The sequence below is a fragment of the Flexivirga alba genome (genome assembly GCF_042661025.1).
Lineage (GTDB): Bacteria > Actinomycetota > Actinomycetes > Actinomycetales > Dermatophilaceae > Flexivirga > Flexivirga alba.
This window is the reverse complement of the sequence record NZ_JBHSWH010000001.1, coordinates 4,448,226-4,465,519: the sequence shown is the minus strand read 5'-3', so window position 1 is coordinate 4,465,519 and position 17,294 is coordinate 4,448,226. Positions and strand designations below refer to the sequence as shown.

The 17,294-nt window shown below is 69.6% G+C and carries 18 protein-coding genes and 1 pseudogene; 12 read left to right on the top strand and 7 right to left on the bottom strand.

All coding sequences use genetic code 11. From position 1 onward, the window contains the following. The first annotated feature begins 2 nt into the window (after positions 1–2). Positions 3–440 carry a hypothetical protein gene (locus ACFQDH_RS22260; protein ID WP_382404544.1) on the top strand — a complete coding sequence of 146 codons (438 nt, stop codon included), beginning with the start codon at positions 3–5 and terminating at the stop codon, positions 438–440. A gap of 51 nt (positions 441–491) precedes the next feature. Continuing rightward, entirely contained in the window at positions 492–1,691 is a 1,200-nt protein-coding gene (locus tag ACFQDH_RS22255; RefSeq protein WP_382404542.1) for an MFS transporter, read from the top strand. Here ACFQDH_RS22255 and ACFQDH_RS22250 read toward each other — a convergent pair. Further along, entirely contained in the window at positions 1,592–2,542 is a 951-nt protein-coding gene (locus tag ACFQDH_RS22250) for a helix-turn-helix domain-containing protein (protein ID WP_382404541.1), read from the bottom strand. The genes ACFQDH_RS22255 and ACFQDH_RS22250 overlap by 100 nt on opposite strands. Positions 2,543–2,620: 78 nt before the next feature. Here ACFQDH_RS22250 and ACFQDH_RS22245 point away from each other — a divergent pair, with 78 nt between their 5' ends. Genes ACFQDH_RS22245 through ACFQDH_RS22230 form a run of 4 tightly spaced genes read left to right on the top strand, consistent with a single transcriptional unit; the run spans position 2,621 to position 6,164 of the window. Then, positions 2,621–3,520, top strand: a complete 900-nt coding sequence (locus tag ACFQDH_RS22245) for a glycosyltransferase family 2 protein (RefSeq protein ID WP_382404540.1) — start codon at positions 2,621–2,623, stop codon at positions 3,518–3,520. Between the two features lie 2 nt (positions 3,521–3,522). Further along, positions 3,523–4,473: a hypothetical protein gene (locus ACFQDH_RS22240; protein ID WP_382404539.1), complete on the top strand. Its 951-nt coding sequence runs from the start codon at positions 3,523–3,525 to the stop codon at positions 4,471–4,473. Between the two features lie 9 nt (positions 4,474–4,482). After that, the gene (locus ACFQDH_RS22235) at positions 4,483–5,229 is read left to right on the top strand and encodes a hypothetical protein (RefSeq protein WP_382404538.1); all 747 of its coding nucleotides are present in this window, start codon (positions 4,483–4,485) and stop codon (positions 5,227–5,229) included. Next, on the top strand, positions 5,226–6,164 hold the full coding sequence (locus tag ACFQDH_RS22230; protein WP_382404537.1) for a DNA-3-methyladenine glycosylase family protein: 939 nt from the start codon (positions 5,226–5,228) through the stop codon (positions 6,162–6,164). Before ACFQDH_RS22235 ends, ACFQDH_RS22230 begins: the two co-directional genes overlap by 4 nt. A gap of 184 nt (positions 6,165–6,348) precedes the next feature. Here ACFQDH_RS22230 and ACFQDH_RS22225 read toward each other — a convergent pair. Next, positions 6,349–6,849, bottom strand: a pseudogene (locus ACFQDH_RS22225) (MFS transporter); the annotation flags it as partial. A 47-nt stretch (positions 6,850–6,896) separates the two neighbouring features. Next, positions 6,897–7,625: an MFS transporter gene (locus ACFQDH_RS22220; protein WP_382404536.1), complete on the bottom strand. Its 729-nt coding sequence runs from the start codon at positions 7,623–7,625 to the stop codon at positions 6,897–6,899. A 113-nt stretch (positions 7,626–7,738) separates the two neighbouring features. Between ACFQDH_RS22220 and ACFQDH_RS22215 the strand changes: the two genes are divergently transcribed. Next, positions 7,739–8,437, top strand: a complete 699-nt coding sequence (locus ACFQDH_RS22215; protein WP_382404535.1) for a TetR/AcrR family transcriptional regulator — start codon at positions 7,739–7,741, stop codon at positions 8,435–8,437. A gap of 5 nt (positions 8,438–8,442) precedes the next feature. On the opposite strand, the gene ACFQDH_RS22210 is transcribed toward ACFQDH_RS22215, so the two are convergent. Continuing rightward, on the bottom strand, positions 8,443–9,489 hold the full coding sequence (locus ACFQDH_RS22210; protein WP_382404534.1) for a coenzyme F420-0:L-glutamate ligase: 1,047 nt from the start codon (positions 9,487–9,489) through the stop codon (positions 8,443–8,445). Positions 9,490–9,499: 10 nt separating this feature from the next. After that, entirely contained in the window at positions 9,500–10,471 is a 972-nt protein-coding gene (cofD, locus tag ACFQDH_RS22205) for a 2-phospho-L-lactate transferase (protein ID WP_382404533.1), read from the bottom strand. A 171-nt stretch (positions 10,472–10,642) separates the two neighbouring features. On the opposite strand from cofD, the gene ACFQDH_RS22200 reads away from it, so the two are divergent. Genes ACFQDH_RS22200 through ACFQDH_RS22185 form a run of 4 tightly spaced genes read left to right on the top strand, consistent with a single transcriptional unit; the run spans position 10,643 to position 15,583 of the window. Then, positions 10,643–10,924, top strand: a complete 282-nt coding sequence (locus tag ACFQDH_RS22200) for a WhiB family transcriptional regulator (RefSeq protein ID WP_382404532.1) — start codon at positions 10,643–10,645, stop codon at positions 10,922–10,924. A gap of 56 nt (positions 10,925–10,980) precedes the next feature. Then, entirely contained in the window at positions 10,981–13,455 is a 2,475-nt protein-coding gene (locus tag ACFQDH_RS22195) for a glycosyltransferase (RefSeq protein WP_382404531.1), read from the top strand. Further along, positions 13,440–14,174 (top strand): hypothetical protein, encoded by a 735-nt coding sequence (locus ACFQDH_RS22190; protein WP_382404530.1) that lies wholly within the window; start codon positions 13,440–13,442, stop codon positions 14,172–14,174. Before ACFQDH_RS22195 ends, ACFQDH_RS22190 begins: the two co-directional genes overlap by 16 nt. Continuing rightward, positions 14,171–15,583, top strand: coding sequence for a DUF5719 family protein (locus tag ACFQDH_RS22185; protein WP_382404529.1), 1,413 nt, complete (start codon positions 14,171–14,173; stop codon positions 15,581–15,583). The genes ACFQDH_RS22190 and ACFQDH_RS22185 overlap by 4 nt, the downstream gene beginning before the upstream one ends. 11 nt (positions 15,584–15,594) lie before the next feature. Here ACFQDH_RS22185 and ACFQDH_RS22180 read toward each other — a convergent pair whose 3' ends face one another. Both ACFQDH_RS22180 and ACFQDH_RS22175 read right to left on the bottom strand, forming a co-directional pair. Then, the gene (locus ACFQDH_RS22180; protein WP_382404528.1) at positions 15,595–16,425 is read right to left on the bottom strand and encodes an SDR family oxidoreductase; all 831 of its coding nucleotides are present in this window, start codon (positions 16,423–16,425) and stop codon (positions 15,595–15,597) included. After that, complete coding sequence (locus ACFQDH_RS22175; RefSeq protein WP_382404527.1) at positions 16,425–16,811, bottom strand: metallopeptidase family protein; 387 nt, start codon at positions 16,809–16,811, stop codon at positions 16,425–16,427. The genes ACFQDH_RS22180 and ACFQDH_RS22175 overlap by 1 nt, the downstream gene beginning before the upstream one ends. A 114-nt stretch (positions 16,812–16,925) precedes the next feature. Here ACFQDH_RS22175 and ACFQDH_RS22170 point away from each other — a divergent pair, with 114 nt between their 5' ends. After that, positions 16,926–17,288 (top strand): DUF3499 domain-containing protein, encoded by a 363-nt coding sequence (locus tag ACFQDH_RS22170; protein ID WP_382404526.1) that lies wholly within the window; start codon positions 16,926–16,928, stop codon positions 17,286–17,288. Positions 17,289–17,294: the final 6 nt, after the last annotated feature.

Genomic DNA, 17,294 nt, shown 5'->3' with positions numbered 1-17,294 from the left:
GTATGACGACCTCACCCGACACGGAGCTGCTCGCTCGGTATGCCGTGCCGGAGCACCTCGAGCTCGGGCCCAGCGAGCAACTGCGCGAGCGCGGCACCGGAGTGCGTTCGCATCTCGCGGACGGCAGGGGAGTGGCCTGGCTCGTGCCCGATGCCCTCGTCGGCCGGGCCGCGATCGACGCGGAGCTGGCGACGCAACGAGTCCCCGGCAAAGTGGCCAAGCGCGCCCGCAGCACCGATCCGGCAGTCGTATGGCCACGCTGGACCCAGTGCGAGGTGACCGCGAAACTGCTTGACCTACCTGTGCTTTCGTGGCTTGAGTGGCCCGGACTGATCGTCCCCGGCGAGTTCGCGCGGCAGGTCCGTTTCGAACAGGTTCGCCTCGATGACGTGCTGGTCTGCTGCGGGCTACGGAAAGGTGCGCGGCCGCACGATCAATGACTCCGGTCACCGGATCCACGCCGGGAACGGGACCGGATGGATGCTTGGTGGGTGACTTGCTCCGAACAGACCAGTTCCGTCGCGGTCGACACTGCTGACCATAAGCAGCCGCCGGCCACCGGTGGCCGTGCTGTGGTGATTGCGCTCGTCCTGGCGACGGGCACTGCCGTGCTGGTGGGTGCGGAGTTCGTCCCGGCCGGGGTGCTGCCGTTGCTCGCGGGCGATCTGCACGTCACGGAAGGGCGAGCAGGGCTGGCCGTCGCGGCGACCGCGCTGGCCGGTGCGATCACGGCGCCGACGATCTCGTCGGTGCTGCCGCGAGCCGACCGTCGCCGGGTGTTGCTCGGGTTGCTGGCACTCGCGTTCGTCTCGAACGTGCTGGTGGCGCTCGCCCCGACGCTGCCGTTGCTCCTGGCAGGGCGGGTCCTGCTGGGCGTAGCGATCGCCGGCTACTGGTCCTTCACCTTCGGTGTAGGCGTGGCGATCACCGGACGACCGGCACTGATCTCGACGGCGATGTCGCTGGGGACGAGCGTCGCGACCATCGTCGGTGTGCCCCTGGCCTCGGTGCTCGGCGACAGCATCGGCTGGCGCGGGGTGTTCGTCATACTCATCGCGGCCACTGCTGCCTCGTGGCTGGCCGTGGCGCGGCTGCTGCCACCGGTGCCGGCTCATCCTGGAGCCGGATCGGTGATGATGCGCCAGGCCTTGGGCAACCGTCGGCTGATGGCCGGGGTGGCGATGATCGCCCTGGCGGCGTTCGGCAACTTTGCTGCCTATCCCTACATCCGAGTGGCGCTGCAGGCGGTGACGCCCTCACTGGTGACGGTGCTGTTGGTGGCCTGGGGCATCGGTGGATTGGCCGGCAACCTGGCCGGCGGCTGGCTGTCGAGCAGGCTGCGGCTGGGTGTGGCGTTGGCGCCGGCGATCCTGCTGGTCGGGCTGGCGTTGATGGCGCTGCATCCGTCCACGGTCGTGGTCGCGCTGGCCGTCGTCGCGTGGGGCACCGGATTCAACATGGTGCCGGTGACGACCCAGCTGTGGGTGTCCCGCGTCGAGCCGAAGAGAGTTGAGTCGGCCGTGTCACTGCAGGTCACGGCGTTCCAGGCGGCGATCACCCTCGGCGCGGTCGTCGGCGGGCTGGTCGTCGATCACCGAGACGTCTGGACCGCCATGGCGGTGGGAGCGGTCGCGACCGCGCTGGCTGCCGTGGGGTTCGCCGTCATCAGGCTGGTGCCGCGCGCCGACTGACGCCAGCGGCCGGGGGTGAGGCCGGTCTCCGCACGAAAAGCACGGACGAAGGCCTCGGCCGAGCCGTAGCCCGAGCGCTGCGCGATGGTCGCCATCGCGGCATCGGATCCGGTCAGCTCGTTCATCGCGTGGCGCATCCGCAACCGGCGTAACAATTGCATCGGTGCCAGCCCGGTGGCCTGCCGGAAACGTTGGACCAACGTCGTCGTCCCGACATGGGACAAAGCAGCGAGTTCGGCGAGCGTCCAGGCGCGGATCGGGTTGTCGGCCATGGCGATTGCGGCGGCGCGCACGACCGGATCGGCGGACGATCGGGGCAGCCGCTCATCGGTGTTGCGCTCCTGCTCGGACAACATGGCCGAGCCCAGCAGTTCGCCATACGCAGCAGTGACGCCGGGGCGTTCGACCTTCATCTCGCCGCGCACGGGGCAGGCGGCCAGCAGCGCGACGATGCCGCTCTGCCGCTCCGCGAACCCTCGCGCGACCATCAGCCGCGGGGCCTGCGGGCGCTGGGATCGCAGATCGGCCACCGACAGGCGGCTGTCGACGGTGGCGCGCACCGGATGCAACAAGGCGTGATGCACGTATGCCGCATCGCCCGTGCGCAGAACGATCGCGTCGTGTCCGCCCAGAGTGACCGAACCCGCGCACACGAGCAACCACAGCGACGATCGACTCGGCTCCAACGTCGCACCCATCGGCAGATCGGTGGACCAGGAGCGGTCGATCCGCCAGGGCGGGGCAGCGTCCATGTCGGGTGCAAGCCACGTGGGCGGCGATGCATTCCCGGCGCGGGTTGGGATGCGCCTGCCACCCGGCGCACCAGCAGGGTTGTCGAGATGTTCAGGCACGCTCCGCACTCCGTTCAAGAGCGACTCGTAGCGTGCGTCCCGCGGGGTCGTGCAGGGAGATGGCAAGGGAGTCATTGGGTGGAAGGCACTGTCGGCACGCCGGATTCGTCCTCGGCGTTGCCCACTGTTGGTGTCGCGATGTTGCACATGGGGGACCGTCCGGCCGAGTTGCGTCACGCACTGGCGACCCTTCGAGCACAAGAAGGTGTTGTGCTCGATGTCGTAGTTGTGGGCAACGGCTGGCGCCCGGAAGGCCTGCCGGACTGGGTGCGCAGCGTGCACCTACCTGAGAACGTCGGCATTCCGGAGGGCCGGAACGTCGCTGCGCGCGAAGCCCGCGGCGAGTTCATCTATTTCTACGACGACGACGCGGCGCTCCCGACCGTCGATGTGATCGCCGAACTCGCGGCGAAACTCCGCGCCGACGACCGGATCGCGGTCGTCCAGCCGCGCGGCGTCGACCCCGACGGTAAGCCGTCACCGCGTCGATGGGTTCCGCGCTTCCAGGTACGCAACGGCGGCCGGCCCGGCCCGGTGGCGTGGTTCTGGGAAGCGGCAGTTCTGGTGCGCCGCAAGGCATTTGACCAGGTCGGTGGCTGGCCCGGCCACTTCTTCTTCGGTCACGAGGGCGTCGATCTCGCGTGGCGGCTGGCCGACGTGGGCTGGCGCATCGAGTACGCGCCGTCGATCGTCATACATCACCCGGCGACGCCGGCGGCACGTCACGAGGTCTACTTCCACACGAACGCTCGCAACCGGGTCTGGGTCGCCAAGCGCAACCTTCCGGCGCCGTTGGTGCCGGTCTACCTCACCGTGTGGACCGGCGTGACCGTGGTCCGGGTGCACGACCATCGGGCGCTGCGCACCTGGATCGGGGGATTCGTGGAAGGCGTCCGCACCGACGCCGGTGTCCGGCAACCGATGGCCTGGCGGACGGTGTGTCGGCTGGCCCGCGTCGGCCGGCCACCGGTGGTGTGACCTTGGAAGCAGTCATCAGCGGTGTGCGCAGTCGCACGCATCTGGTTCACCTCGCGGCATACCTTCGCGGCGCAGAAGGCCCGCTGCGCGTGACCTACCTCGAGGGCGGCCGGTTCCTGGGCAAGGCGCACGTCGGCACGGACGACATACGCAGATTCCTCGCGCTGCCGACGGGTGCGCAGTTGCGGATCGTCGACTCTGTCGGAGCGCTCGCGGAGTTGCCCGACGAGCCGCTGACCTATCTGTCGGTCGGTGCGCCGGGCATCCGGGCCTGGCTCACGATGCGCCGTGCCGCACCGAGACGTCCGATCCGCACCGTCGTCACCGACGAGGGCCTCGGGACGTATGGCGACTGGCGCACCAGACGTGCGGCCTGGCGCCGGCAGGGCATCAAGGAGCCGTGGACGACCACGCGAGCGCTGGCCGTCGAAGGTGCCGTCCGCGGGCTGACCAGCACCCGATTCGCAATGTATGACGCACGCCGCGAATTCGCCCTGGAGCCGCGCATCAGAGCCGAGTTCGGCGCCCATGTCGGTCATCGACGACCTGACCCGAGCGACGATCGGGTGATCTTCCTGAGCTCGCCATGGGTCGAGATCGGCGCGCTCGACGAGACGGCCCACCTGCGTCACGTCGAGCGGATCGCGGTGGACACCCGCCGGCGGGGCAAGCGCCTGGTGGTGTGCCCGCACCCGGCGGAGGACCGCGGCAGATACCGCGATTTCGAGACACTGGACGGCGACCTACCGGCCGAGTTGAACCCGGAAGTCGTCGGCGCGTCGGGTGCGATCGGGGGCACGAGCACCGCGCTGCTCAACCTCGCTGCCCTGCACGGGATGGCGACGACACGGGTGGTGACACCGGGAATGGAGCATCTCGAAACGGCACTCGGCACAGTGCAACGCGGGTTGCTGAGCCATTATCTGCCCTCGCCTGTCACCGTCTCCGGTTAGAGTCGAAGGGTGAAGGTCCACTCCTCAGCGGCTCGTCTCTCCGGTTCTCCAGCAGTTCAGCGTGTGGTCGGTCGTGCCCGGCAGGCGGCCAAGGACACCGCGGCCAAGCTGCCGCGCCCCGTCGAGCAGAAGGTCTCGCTGCGGGCCGCCGACTTCAACGGAGTGCGCAGCACCGGGCTGTTGCTCGACGGTGACGAGGCGCGGCTGGCCCGCAAAGCCGCGCGCCGCCTCGGGCTCGCGCGCACGCTCGACGACACCAGTGCCTGGGCGGCCTTCGGTGCCCTGGCCGCGCTGTTGCGCGTCGTCGACGACGGTCGCCGGCACTCGGTGATCGTCGACACCGCCGGCACCCGGTCGGTCTTCTCCCGGTGGGCGACCAAGATCGGTTTCGCACCGCTCGCCGTCGATGTGATGCGACCCGATGTGGTGGGCACCGACATCGACGCGGGCTCGGTCGATCTGGTCGTCCGGCTGCACCCGCACTCCAGCGACCCGGCCACCGTCGACGAGGACCTCGCCCGTGGCACGGCGGCCCTACGTCGTGGCGGGCTGATCATGATCTCGTTGCGGCTGGGTCCCCGCGAGGCCGGCGGCATCGCGGTCGCCGACGTGCGCTCGCTGGTGGCTCGCGCCGACGAGCAGGGCCTGTCCCTGGTCGGCGACCTGGCTCTCGAGGAGGGCCGGCAGGCCAACACCGTTGCGGCCGCTGAGAACGGCAACTTCGGGCTGGCGCTGCTCACCTTCCGGCGGCGGTGACCACACCGCCCACGGCAACGGCCGACTTCGCGCCCGGGCGGCAAGTCCCGTTCGGCGCGATCCTGGCCACCTATCGCCACGGATCGGGTGACCCGAGCTTCCACACCGCTCCCGGAGTTGTATGGCGAACCGCCCGCACTCCTGGCGGTCCGGGAACGCTGCGGCTCCATCAGGAGCCGGCGCAGCAGGGCGACCGGATCGTCGCTCAGGCGTGGGGACCCGGCTCGCAGTGGTTGCTGTCCGGCTTGCCCGACCTGCTCGGTGCGGCGGACGACCCCGGTGATTTTCGGGTGCACGATGACACGCTCCGTCAGGTCGCCAAGGAGCAACAGCACTGGCGGGTCGCGCGGTCACGACTGGTCATCGACAGCCTGATCCCCGCGATCATCGAGCAGCGCGTCACCGGCAAGCAGGCGTTCGGCGCCTACCGGCAACTCGTCCGTCGGTATGGCGAACCGGCCCCCGGCCCGGCCGAGGTGATCGCGTCAATGCGGTTGATGGTTGCCCCGGACATCGCGGCGTGGCGGCGCATCCCGTCCTGGGAGTGGCTGCGCGCCGGGGTCGACGGGCGCCGGGCCGACACCGTGCAACGGGTGCTGCAAGTCGCACCACGACTTGAGGAGTGCAGCATGTTGCCTCGCGAAAAGGCCTGGCAGCGCTTGCGATCCGTGCCGGGTGTCGGGGTGTGGACTGCGGCGGAGACGATGCAGCGTGCTGCCGGAGATGCCGATGCGGTCAGCTACGGCGACTATCATGTGGCCAAGGACATTGGTCACGCGCTGACCGGTGCGGCTGTCGATGACGTAGGTCTGGAGCAGCTGCTGCGCCCGTATGCCGGGCACCGCTATCGCGTCCAATACCTGGTGATGGCAGGGCGATTGGGCGCTCCCCGGCATGGAGCGCGGCTCGCCATACCCACGCACTTGCCGCAGTGACGACCAGGAGCACGACTCCCGCGACTGCGGCCAGGTGCATACCGTGGACGAAGGAGCCACGGGCGATCGCCAGCACCTGATCGCCCATCGTGCGTGGAAGACCACCCGCGAAGCCGGCCGCCTCAGCCAGCGAGCTGCCTGCCGGTCCCTTCGTGAGCGATGGCGGTAGCTCGGCTTGCGCACGGGCCCGGTAACCGGCGGCGCCGATGCTGCCGAGGACCGCGATCCCGAGTGCGCCACCCAGCTCACTCGCCGCCTCGGAGACCGACGCCCCGACGCCTGCCTGCCCCGCGTCGACAGTCGCGAGGACCAACTCGCTGGCGAGCGTCATGGTGACGACCAGACCCGCGGCGAGCACGCCACCCCCGACGAGCGCGGTCAACAGCGACGACGTCCCGATGGTCAGCAGGATGCCGAAGCCGCACGCGGCGAGCAGGAGCCCCAGCGCGGCGGCGACCGGCTTGCCGAGCCGCACACCGAGGGGCGCCGCGAACGGTGCGACTGCTGCCACGCCGACCGTTGGCACGATGCTCCACAGGGCCGCCGTCAGAGGTCCGTTGCCGAGCACGAGCTGCAGGTATGCCGTCAGCAGCACCGCGTTGCCGACGAGCGCGAAGGTGCAGACCATGTTCCCGGCCAGCGCGGCGCAGTAGCTGCGGTTGCGCAACAGGGCCGGTGGCAGCATCGCGTGCTCGTGGTGGAACTGCCGGTGCGCGAACACCGCGAGGAGCACTACACCGACGACGATGCAGGCGGGCCAGCGCACATCGAAACCGTCTGCTGCCCACAGCTTGATGCCGAAGATCGTCGGCAGCACACCGGCGAGGAGAGGACCGCGCTGGGCACGTCCAGCTTCGCGGGACGCTGGTCTCCGCGGGGGAGCAGCACCGGTCCGAGGACGAGGAGCAGGGCCATCGCGGGCAGGTTGATCAGGAAGACCGAACCCCACCAGAAGTGTTGCAGCAGAAGGCCGCTCAACACCGGGCCGAGCCCGACGCCACCAGTCATGATGCCGGTCCAGGCACCGATCGCCTGACCGCGCTGCCGCTCGTCGGGGAACAGCGAGCGCAGCATGGACAACGTCGACGGCATGAGCGTCGCGCCCGCGATCCCGAGGATGCCGCGGGCGGCGATCAGCTGGTTCGCGCTGCCGGCGAAGGCAGCCAGCAAGGACGTCGCCGAGAAGCACACGGCGCCGATCAGGAGCAGCCGTCGGGGACCGACCCGGTCGGCGACCGCGCCCATTGTGATGAGGACGCCGGCAAGCACGAAGCCGTAGATGTCGAAGATCCACAGCTGCTGGGTGGGTGAGGCGTGCAGGTCACGGCTGATCCCAGGTGCGGCGAAGTAGAGCACTGACACGTCCATCGAGACGAGCAGGAGGGGAAGGGCCAGCACCGCAAACGCCAGCCACTCCTTGCGCCCCGGCTGTCGTGTCGCGGCCGGAAGTGTTGTCTGCATGGTTCGCTCCTCATTAAATGCGTACGACACATACTGTGTATTACAGACACAGAATGTAAACCATCACTGTGTACGATGTAAAGAGTTGTTTCTCGAGCGCATCGGAGTCGGGTATGGACGAGCCAGAGCTGAGCCGCGGAGTGCGGGCGCTGTGGGGTGCGGTCGACAAGCCGCGGCGCGGACCGAAGCCCAGCGTGACGATCCACGAGATCGCATCCACTGCAATGGAACTCGCGGACGAAGGTGGACTTGACGCAGTCACGATGGCGGCCGTTGCCGGAAAGCTGAAGCTCACGACGATGGCGCTCTATCGCCATGTTGACTCCCATCGCGACCTGGTCGCTGTCGCCGGGGACACGGCACTCGGGCGGCCGCCGACACGATCTACCCGGGCCGGCTGGCGTCGGCAGGTAGGCGATTGGGCCCGAGCCGAGTTCAAACAACTGCGTGCCCACCCGTGGGTGTTGGAGATCAACTTCGAGGGGCCACCGGCCGGCCCCAACTCCATCGCCTGGATGGACAGCGGGATGCAGGTGATCGGGAGTACGGGCCTCGGCCCGCAACCGGCTGCGTCGGCGTTGCTCGTGGTCGACGGCTTCGTTCGCAGCATGGTCACGCAGGCGCAGCAGTACGGTGACGGCAGCGGCTGGGCGCGCGCATTGAGCACAGTGGTCACCGCCGACGAATACCCTGCAGTGTCAACGGCTCTCGCGGCCGGCGTGTTCGAGGATGACGAACCGTTCCCGAGTGATCAGGACGTCAGGTTCGGTCTCGGGCTCATCCTCGACGGCATCGAGAAGCTGGTCGGCTGAGCCCGTCAGTCCTGCGGTTCCGCGACCTCGATCCTCACCGCGTCCGCAGCGTCGCGACGCGCCGAGCAGCTGAGCCGCTCACCCGCCAACGCAACTTCCAGCCGCGCCCAAAACCGGCCGAGCGCAACGAGATCCGTGCTCCGCAGGCGTATGGCGCCAGCGCCGTGGACCACCTCGGCCAGGTCGACCTGGACAGGATTGCCACCGTCGGCGAGGGCGACCCGCACAGCACGCGCAACGCGGTCCGGCAAGGTCTCGTCGAGGACGGACTCGATGCCCACCTCGGCGGCCAGGGGAGTGCCAGGTGCCACGCCGAGCGCGGCCCGGACGGCTTCGGCGCGACCCAGTCCGAACCAGTCGGTCGGTCCGGTGCGAACGAGACCAGCTGCTCCGGGGCCGTCCTCGACGTCGACGAATGCATCCAGGCCGGAGAGCACGGCGACCGGCACGCGGTCGACCTTGCCCTTCGCCAGATCGGCCGCGGACGCCACTTCGTCGGCGATGTTGCGGATGGTGACGGCCAGGTCACGCCCCGCGGTGTCCGCCCGCCCGCGGAGGTCGTCGATGGGGCGCAGCCCGGCCGCACCGAGGGCGAAGTCGGTCAGTCCGCCGCGCCACGCACGCCCAGACGTGTCGGACAGGACAACCGCGAAATCCGTTGTCCGGCATAGCGATCGGGCCAGGTCGCCGCGCAATCGGCGGGCGACCGAGTCGGCATCGTCGGGCAGGAGCAGCAGCCGCTCGTCATCGGAGTTGGAGGCGTCGATCCCGGCTCCGGCCATCACCGGTCCGGCGGTCGCGTGGACGACTCGGGTGATGCTGTCGGCGGTCGCGCGCTCCGCGACGACCGAATGCGACTGCTGCAGAACAAGATCGGCACGGTCGACGCCGGTGGCGGCATACAGGCCGAGCCACTTGGAGACGATCTTGCTGGTGACGACGACGATGTCGCCAGGGGCAAGGACCGGTCGCAGTTGATCCGCGAGCACTGTCGGCAGATCGATCTCCGGTGTCACCTCGACGTCGAAACCGACGGGGCGGATCGTGATCATCGGGTCATGATCATCGACGCAGCGAAAGGCCGAGTTCGATTGCCTCCGAAGCCATTTCGGCCGTGGCGTCGATGTCGGTCATCAGCAATGGGATCGCCCGGATGGCCGGCTCGGTGCCGGTCATCGATGCCTCGTCGGCCTTGTCGACCAGCCATCCGTCGAGGAAGTCGGCATACAGGCCGGCGACGCCGTCGGGGGTGACGGGAACACCTATGGCGGACAGGCACGCGTCCGCGTGACCACGCACGGGGGCGCCGCCGACGAGCGGGCTGACGCCGACGACCGGAGCCGTGGTGCCGCGCATCGCATCGCGCACGCCCGGCACCGAGAGGATGATGCCGATCGAGACGACCGGGTTGCTCGGCGGCAGCAGCACCAGGTCGGCGGTGCGGATCGCGTCGAGCACGCCCGGTGCGGCGGCGGCCTGATTGAGGCCCGCAACCACGAACCGCTTGGCAGGCAACTGTGCCTGGTGCTGCACCCACCACTGCTGGAAGTGGATCGCGCGCTCGGAGCCGTCCTCGTCCTCGATCACGACATGCGTCTCGACGGGAGTGTCGGTCATCGGCAGCAGGGTCACGCCCTGCTCCGGCAGCTTCCAGCGCTGCGCCAGGCGTTCGACGACGGCACTGAGCGTCATACCTTGGCCGAGCCACTGGCTGCGGGCGATGTGCGTGCCGAAGTCGCGATCGCCGAGACCGAACCACTGTGGCTGTGCTCCGTATGCCGCGAGCTCGCCCTGCACGGCGAAGGTCTCGTCGGCGCGGCCCCAGCCCTGGGACTCGTGCACGCCGCCGCCCAGTGTGTAGAGGAGCGTGTCGAGGTCCGGGCACACCCGCAGGCCGAAGAGTGTGATGTCGTCGCCGGTGTTCCCGATGACGGTCACGGAGTGCGGGCCGTCGGACCGGCCGGACAGGTGGTGCAGGAGGCCGCGCAGGAATCGGGCTCCGCCGACACCTCCAGCGAGAGCGGTGATGCGCATTGACCAATGGTCGCACGCTCGGCTCGGGCTGACGCGGCCGCCCGAGCGACGAAAAGCGTTGCCGCTGCGGAAGTCTGCGAACGATAGTTAGCACACTTGCGGGCTTGACGTATCGGAATGACACGCGTGTAATTAGCTCCGTCAGGTTGTACCGACAACGGAGGAGGAGCCGTGCAGGAGTTCACAGTTTTGACCCTCTTGCACGAGGGGCTCGAGCAAGAAGAAGAAGAGACGGCGCTTTCGTGGCAGGAACGTGCGCTGTGCGCACAGACCGACCCCGAAGCGTTCTTCCCTGAAAAGGGCGGGTCCACTCGTGAGGCCAAGAAGGTCTGCATCGGGTGCGACGTCAAGTCCGAGTGCCTCGAATACGCCCTCGCACACGACGAACGCTTCGGAATCTGGGGCGGTTTGTCCGAGCGAGAGCGTCGCAAGCTGAAGAAGCGGGCAGTCTGACCACAGCACAAGCCCAGCCCACCCGGCACGCAGCCGAGCTGATCAGCGCCGGGCCCTTGGCGACCGACGATGACCCCGTTGAGCTTGCTGTCACCGCGCTGCTCGTGGTGCAGCACAGTGATCACCCACGACTCGTCGAGACGCTGCAGGCACTGGTCGCCTCCTCCCGCCTGCCGGATCGGCTGATCGTCATCGACGCGACCCAGGGGCGTGACCTGCCTGGGATGCTCGCGGAGAACCCCGCGATCGGCGACGCCGGCTGGGCGCTTTCCGTGGTGACCGTTCCTGCGGGCACCCCGTTCGCCGAGATCGTGGACACCGCAGTCACCGCGCTGCCCGACCCGGGTGAGGACGCCGTGGTCGCCCTGCGCCCGCGTCGTCGCGCCCGTAAACGACCGGTTCGCCCCCGCGATCGCGACGAGTGGCTCTGGCTGCTGCACGAGGACACCGCCCCCGATCCTGAGGCGCTTGCCGAGCTCAGCACCGTCGTCGCCGGCAGCGACCGCATCGGCATCGCCGGCTGCAAGGTGCTCGACAGCGACGACCCGACCCGGCTGGTCAATGTCGGCATCGACCTGACCCGCACCGGTCGGCACGTCGGTTCGCGCATGCAGGGTGAGCCGGACCAGGGTCAGCACGACGATCGCCGCGACGTGCTCGGCGTCAGCAGTGCCGGCATGCTGATCCGCCGCGACGTCTACCTCAGCCTCGGTGGATTCGACCCCGCCTTCGATGGCGACGGTGACGGGCTCGACGTCTCCTGGCGCGCCCACCTCGTCGGCCGCCAGGTCATCGTCGTCCCCAGCGCCCGAGCCCACCAGGACCTGGTCGGCAAGGACAGTGACGTCGATCGCCCGGCTCCGCGCAGCCCTCGCACCCTGCGCAGCCACCGTCAGGTCGCGCTCGCTCGTTGTTCGCTGCTCGGCCTGCCGTTCATGGCCCTGTGGGTCTTCCTCAGCAGCGCCTTCCTCGGCGTGCTGATGCTGTTGCTCAAGCGTCCCCGGCGCTCGCTGGCCGAGTTCGCGCAAGCGACAGCGCCGTTCGGTCTCATCCGGATCGTCGGCGCCCGGTGGCGGTTCATCGGCCGGGCCAGCACCAGGCGCCGCAACCTGAGCACCATCTTCGTGCCGTGGCGCGGCGCCATGGAGCACGCTGTCGCAACGATCGGCGACGCGATCACGCCCGAGGCGACCCGTCGCGACATACCCGCCACCGAGCCCGTCGAGACCGGGCCGGTCTCCCGCGACGCCGAGTCGATGCCCGCGCCCATCGCCGGCCGCACCGGCGTGCTGCGCAACCCCGGCCTGTGGGTCGTGCTCGTGCTGCTGGTCGCCGCCGGGGTCTGCTGGCGTGACCTCATCACCGGTGGAGCGATCCGCGGCACCGGCAACGGGCTGACCGGCGGTGCGCTGCAACCGTTCACCACCGATGCCTCTGGCGTATGGCGGATGTGGCGTGACGCCTGGACCGGTCCGGGCCTTGGTGAGGCGGGATCCGCTACGCCATACCTCGTAGTGCTGGCCCCGCTGGCCTGGGCCGCGCAGCAGATCCCCGGCGTCCACGGTGCCGCCTCCGCCGCTGCCGTCGTCACCTGGCTGCTGGTGCTGGCCATGCCGCTGTCCGGGCTGGTCGCCTATCGGGCCGGCCGTATCGCCACCCACGCGCGCTGGCCGCGCGCAGCCGCGGCACTCGCGTGGGCGACGTTGCCCACGCTCACCACCGCGGTCGCTGCCGGTCGGCTGGGACCCGTGGTGGCGCACATTCTCTTTCCCTTCGCGCTGGCCGGTGCGTTCGAGATCGGTCGCCGACGGGCCAGTGTCCCGGTCACCTGCGGCACCGTGCTGGTCGCCGCGGTCATCGGCTCGTTCGCCCCGGCGTTGCTGATCGTGATCTCGCTGGTGGCCCTGGGCGTTGTCGTCATCGGTCCCGGCTGGGCGCGGCTGCGCGGCCTGGCCGTCGCGGTGCTGCCGTGGGTCGTGCTCGGCTGGTGGACCCGGGCGCTGTTCGGTGACTGGCGAGCGGTGCTGGCCGGTCCGGGCGGTCTCGACACCCTGCACACGACTCCGGCGTGGCACCTACTGCTCCTGCACCCCGCCGGTCCCGGTTCCTACACCGTCTGGGCGAGCGTCCCGGTGCTCGTGCTCGGAGTCGCCGGCCTGGTTCGGTCCGGCTTCGGCAAGGCATCGACCGGGCTCGCGCTGGTCGGGCTGCTCGGCCTGGCTGCCGGCCTGGCCGCCGGACACCTACACCTCGTGCAGTGGTCCGACGGTGTGCGCACGCCCTGGGCGGGTCTCGGGCTCGACGTCTTCGCCGCAGCACTGATCGCGGCTGGACTGGTCGGATTGCGTGGCCTGCTCGCCGAGCGCTCCGCGCGCGCTCCCCAACTCGCGCACCGGCTGGCGGTGGGCGTCACGGCCGCCGCGTGCGTCGTCTTCGCGGGCATCGCCGGCCTCGCCGCATGGCAGGGCCAGCCCACGGCGTCCCTGCGGCCCACCCCTCGGGGATTCCGAGCGTCGTGTCCGCGCAGCTGACCGGTCCGAGCGCCGTTCGACTGCTGAGACTGACCATCTCGGACTCCGGGACAATCACCTACCAGTTGACCGGTCGCGAGACCGGCCTTCCGGCGACCGGGCTGCGGCAGCCCGTGCCGAGCGGAGGCACCCAAACCGCCCAGGCTGCGACCGCATTGCTGCAACCCGATCAAGCCGACGCGGCCACCGGACAATTTCGGGCGCTCGCCGTCGGATTCGTCATCGTCGACGGACCCGGTTCTCGCTCGGCGATCACCGACCGGTTGCAGAGCGTGGCCGGGCTGACCCAGATCTCCCGTGCATCCCGCGCAGCGGTATGGCGCGTCGACCCAGCGATCGCCGACGGCGGCGCCGTGGTGGTGGCCAGCAGCCGAGTTTGGCTGGAGCAGAACGGCCAAGCGATCGACGCCGTGCCGTCGACGGTCGCGCATGCCCGGTCACGCACCAGCATCCCGGCAGGTCCTGCCGGCCGCGACCTGGTCATTGCCGAGGGCGTCGGTTGGCGCAACCACGGCACCGTCACGATCGACGGGCATCGGGTGCAGCCGGTCGTGACCGACGGCAGGCTCTCCTATCCGATGCCTGCTTCCGGTGGGCGCCTGTCGATCGATCCCGGCATACAACACTCAGCCGTCACGCTTGGTCAGGGGATCTTCACCGGACTGTTGCTGTTCCTGGCAATTCCGTTCGGCAACCGTCGTTCACGGAGGACGCTGTGAAGGTCTTCGGAGTCGTTCGCGCGACAGTCGCGGTTGCTGCCGGTACCGGTCTCGTATGGGGAGCGACCCAGGTGACCGACACCGCTGATGCGAGTCGACCTGCCGACGTGCGGCAGGTCGCGGCAGACACCACATCCAGCGCCCTGAGCGACGTTTCGCTGTCGTGCACCGGAGCCGAGTCGGCCGGGCAGGTGCAGGTCGCGTCCGCCCCCACCGGTTGGCTGGTCTCGCCGGCGTCCGGTGGGTCGGTCACTCTGACGGGCAAGGACACCCAGCAGCTTCACCTGGCACGAGGCGCAGCCACTGACGCCGCATTGCCGGCCGGGGTCGCGAGCACAGTCGTCGGCAAGGGCGGACTGGCCACCGGGCTCGTCGCCACGCAGACCCAAGTCGACCACAGCGTGACGGCGCGAGGGCTTGCCGTCGCTCCGTGCGGCTCGCCCGTCCAGGACGGTTGGTACTTCGGAGGCGGCGACGCCAAAGGGCGGGTCGCCCGCCTCGTTCTGGTCAACACCGGAGCCACCGCGACGACCGTCAACGCAACCGTGGTCGGCACCGGCGGGGTCGATGCGGCCGCGACGGTCACGGGCACGGTCCTCGCACCGGGCGAGCGCAAGACCCTGGTGCTGGGCGACTTCGGCTCGTCGCTGGCGTCCGCCGCCATACATCTCACCGCAACTGGCGCAGGCGTGTCGGCATCATTGACCGACTCCTGGCTGGACGGTGAGACGCCGGTCGGTGAAGACACGACCAGCTCGCCCGTCATACCGGCGAAAGAGCTTGACATTCCTGGGGTCTCGGCGACCAGTGCAGCTCCCGAGGTTCGGGTAGCAGTGCCCGGCAAGGCTGAGGGGATCGTTCGGGTGCGTGCCATCAGCCCCTCCGGCGAGGTTGCGTTCGACAAGGTCTCGACGATCCCTGCCGGGACGTCGGGAGCCGTGCCACTGACCGGCCTCCCGACCGGCAGCTATGACGTGCAGGTCACCGGCGACGTCCCGGTCGCCGCTGCGGCGATGAGTCGCACCGCGAGCTCCGGCACGACCGACCTGGCGTGGTCACCGGCCGTGGCAGCCGCCAATGGTCCTGCAGGCATTGCGGTGCCGGTCGGCATACCGGGCAGCTCGACGGCGCTCATGCTGACCGCGCCGACGCGGACCAAGGCCGACGTCGTGACGGTGACAGCGTCCGGCACCGACACCAAAACTGTTGAGGTTCCTGCAGATCGGCCGATTGTGGTCGGCGTCGAGGGTGCTGTGGCGGTGTGGGTGCGACCCGCGCGAGGCGGTCAGGTGCACGCCACCCTGACGATCGGTGGGCGGCGCGACAACGCAGCCCTACTCGCCACGGTGCCGTTGCAACAGACGCCGCTCAGCCAGTCCACGAAGCGACTGGTGGCCGCGCGCGGCTGACCAGTCGGGTCTCACGACTGCTGTTCGGACAACCACTGCGCATACGTCGCGCCGCCCCGAACCGCGTTCGGACCCGGCAGGTTCGAACCCTCGGCGAACCGGCGCATCGTGCCGCCCACCGCAGGCAGCCGCACCTGACGCGGTGCACGGCGCCCTTCGACGTGCGCGGTCAGGACGGCCAGCTCACGAGCGGTCAGGATCTCCGGCCCGGCGTACTCCGCGGTTGCGACCGAAGGTGTCTCGTCGAGTGCGTGATCGACCAATTGCGTTGCCAGCCAATGGGATTCGATCGGCGCGAAGCGGAGCCGACGCATGCCGACCCCGAACCCTGCGAGCTGGCCACCCACCAGGCGACGCACCAACTCGTGCAGCTGGGTGGCGCGCACGATGACGTGTGGGCGACCGGAGCTGGTGACCGCGGTCTCGGCGGCAGCCTTGGCACGGTAATAGGGGAGTGGGTTATCCCAACAGCCGACGATCGACACGTGGATCAGCCGGGCATCGGGATTGTGCGCGGCCAGCGCCTCACACAGGCGTGCCGTGCCGTCGATGTCGACGTCCTGGCTGTGCGCGGCGTTGCTCGCGCAATGGATCACCGACTGGACTCCGGCGACCGCTTCGACGAGTCCGGAGCCAGTCGCGAGGTCACCCTCGATCTCCTGGGCACCGGTCGTCGCGTGGCCCGGCATACGCGTCAAAACCTTTGCGGGGACACCGGATCGGAGCAACTCCAGCACGGCGCGCGAACCGATGGTGCCGGTGCCGCCGGTGACCAGGACCGGCTGGCGAGCGATCCCCGGCAGCCCGGGGATCAGCGGTGGTGGGTCGGTGGCCCGTGACATCAGTCCTCCAGGTCGTCGGGATGTATGCCGATCACGTGCGCGACCTGCTCGGCAAGGACTTCCCACACCAGGTCGGTGAGGTCGGCGTCCTCCGCGGCGCGTGACTCGATCGGTCGGCGGTAGAGCACCACGCGGGCAGCACGGCCGCGCTGGGCCGGGTGTGCCCGCCCGAGGGCGAGATCGGCCTCCCACGGTGGGGGATCGGTCGACGGCACGTCCTCCACCGCGAATTCGATGCCGTCCAGGCTGCGCTTCAGCCGTCCCTCGAGACTCTCCACGCCATCCAGCACCAGCTCGTCGAACTGTGCCGATCTACTGCGCATGGCAGGCACCGGTGGCCAGGCCAGGGGGCCGCGAAAACCGCGACCGTGCCGATCGACGCTCATAGTGATGACTCTAACGGTGCCAACCAGATTCGAGATGCCAACCGGATTCGATCCGCTGTCTCGACGGCGTGCCGACCTGCCACCGAAGCGCCCGGTGTCCTAGAGTCGAGCATCGTGACTGGTCCGAGAGTGAAGCGCCTGTGTTCCCGCACCGCCTGCAAGTCCGGTGCGGTCGCGACCCTCACCTACGTCTACGCCGATCAAACTGCTGTGCTCGGGCCGCTCGCGACCTATGCCGAGCCGCACACCTACGACCTGTGTGCCGATCACACGACGCGGCTGACCGCGCCGCGCGGCTGGGACGTCGTGCGCCTGGCGATCGACCTGTCGGAGCCCGAACCCACTCCCGATGACCTGCTCGCGCTGGCCGATGCGGTACGCGCTGCGGCGGCACCGCCACCGGCGCCCGACGTGCCGCCGACCGAGGCCGGGCGACCGGTGCTGACCGTGCTGCGGGGCCTGGACTCGTCCCGGTAGGCTCGT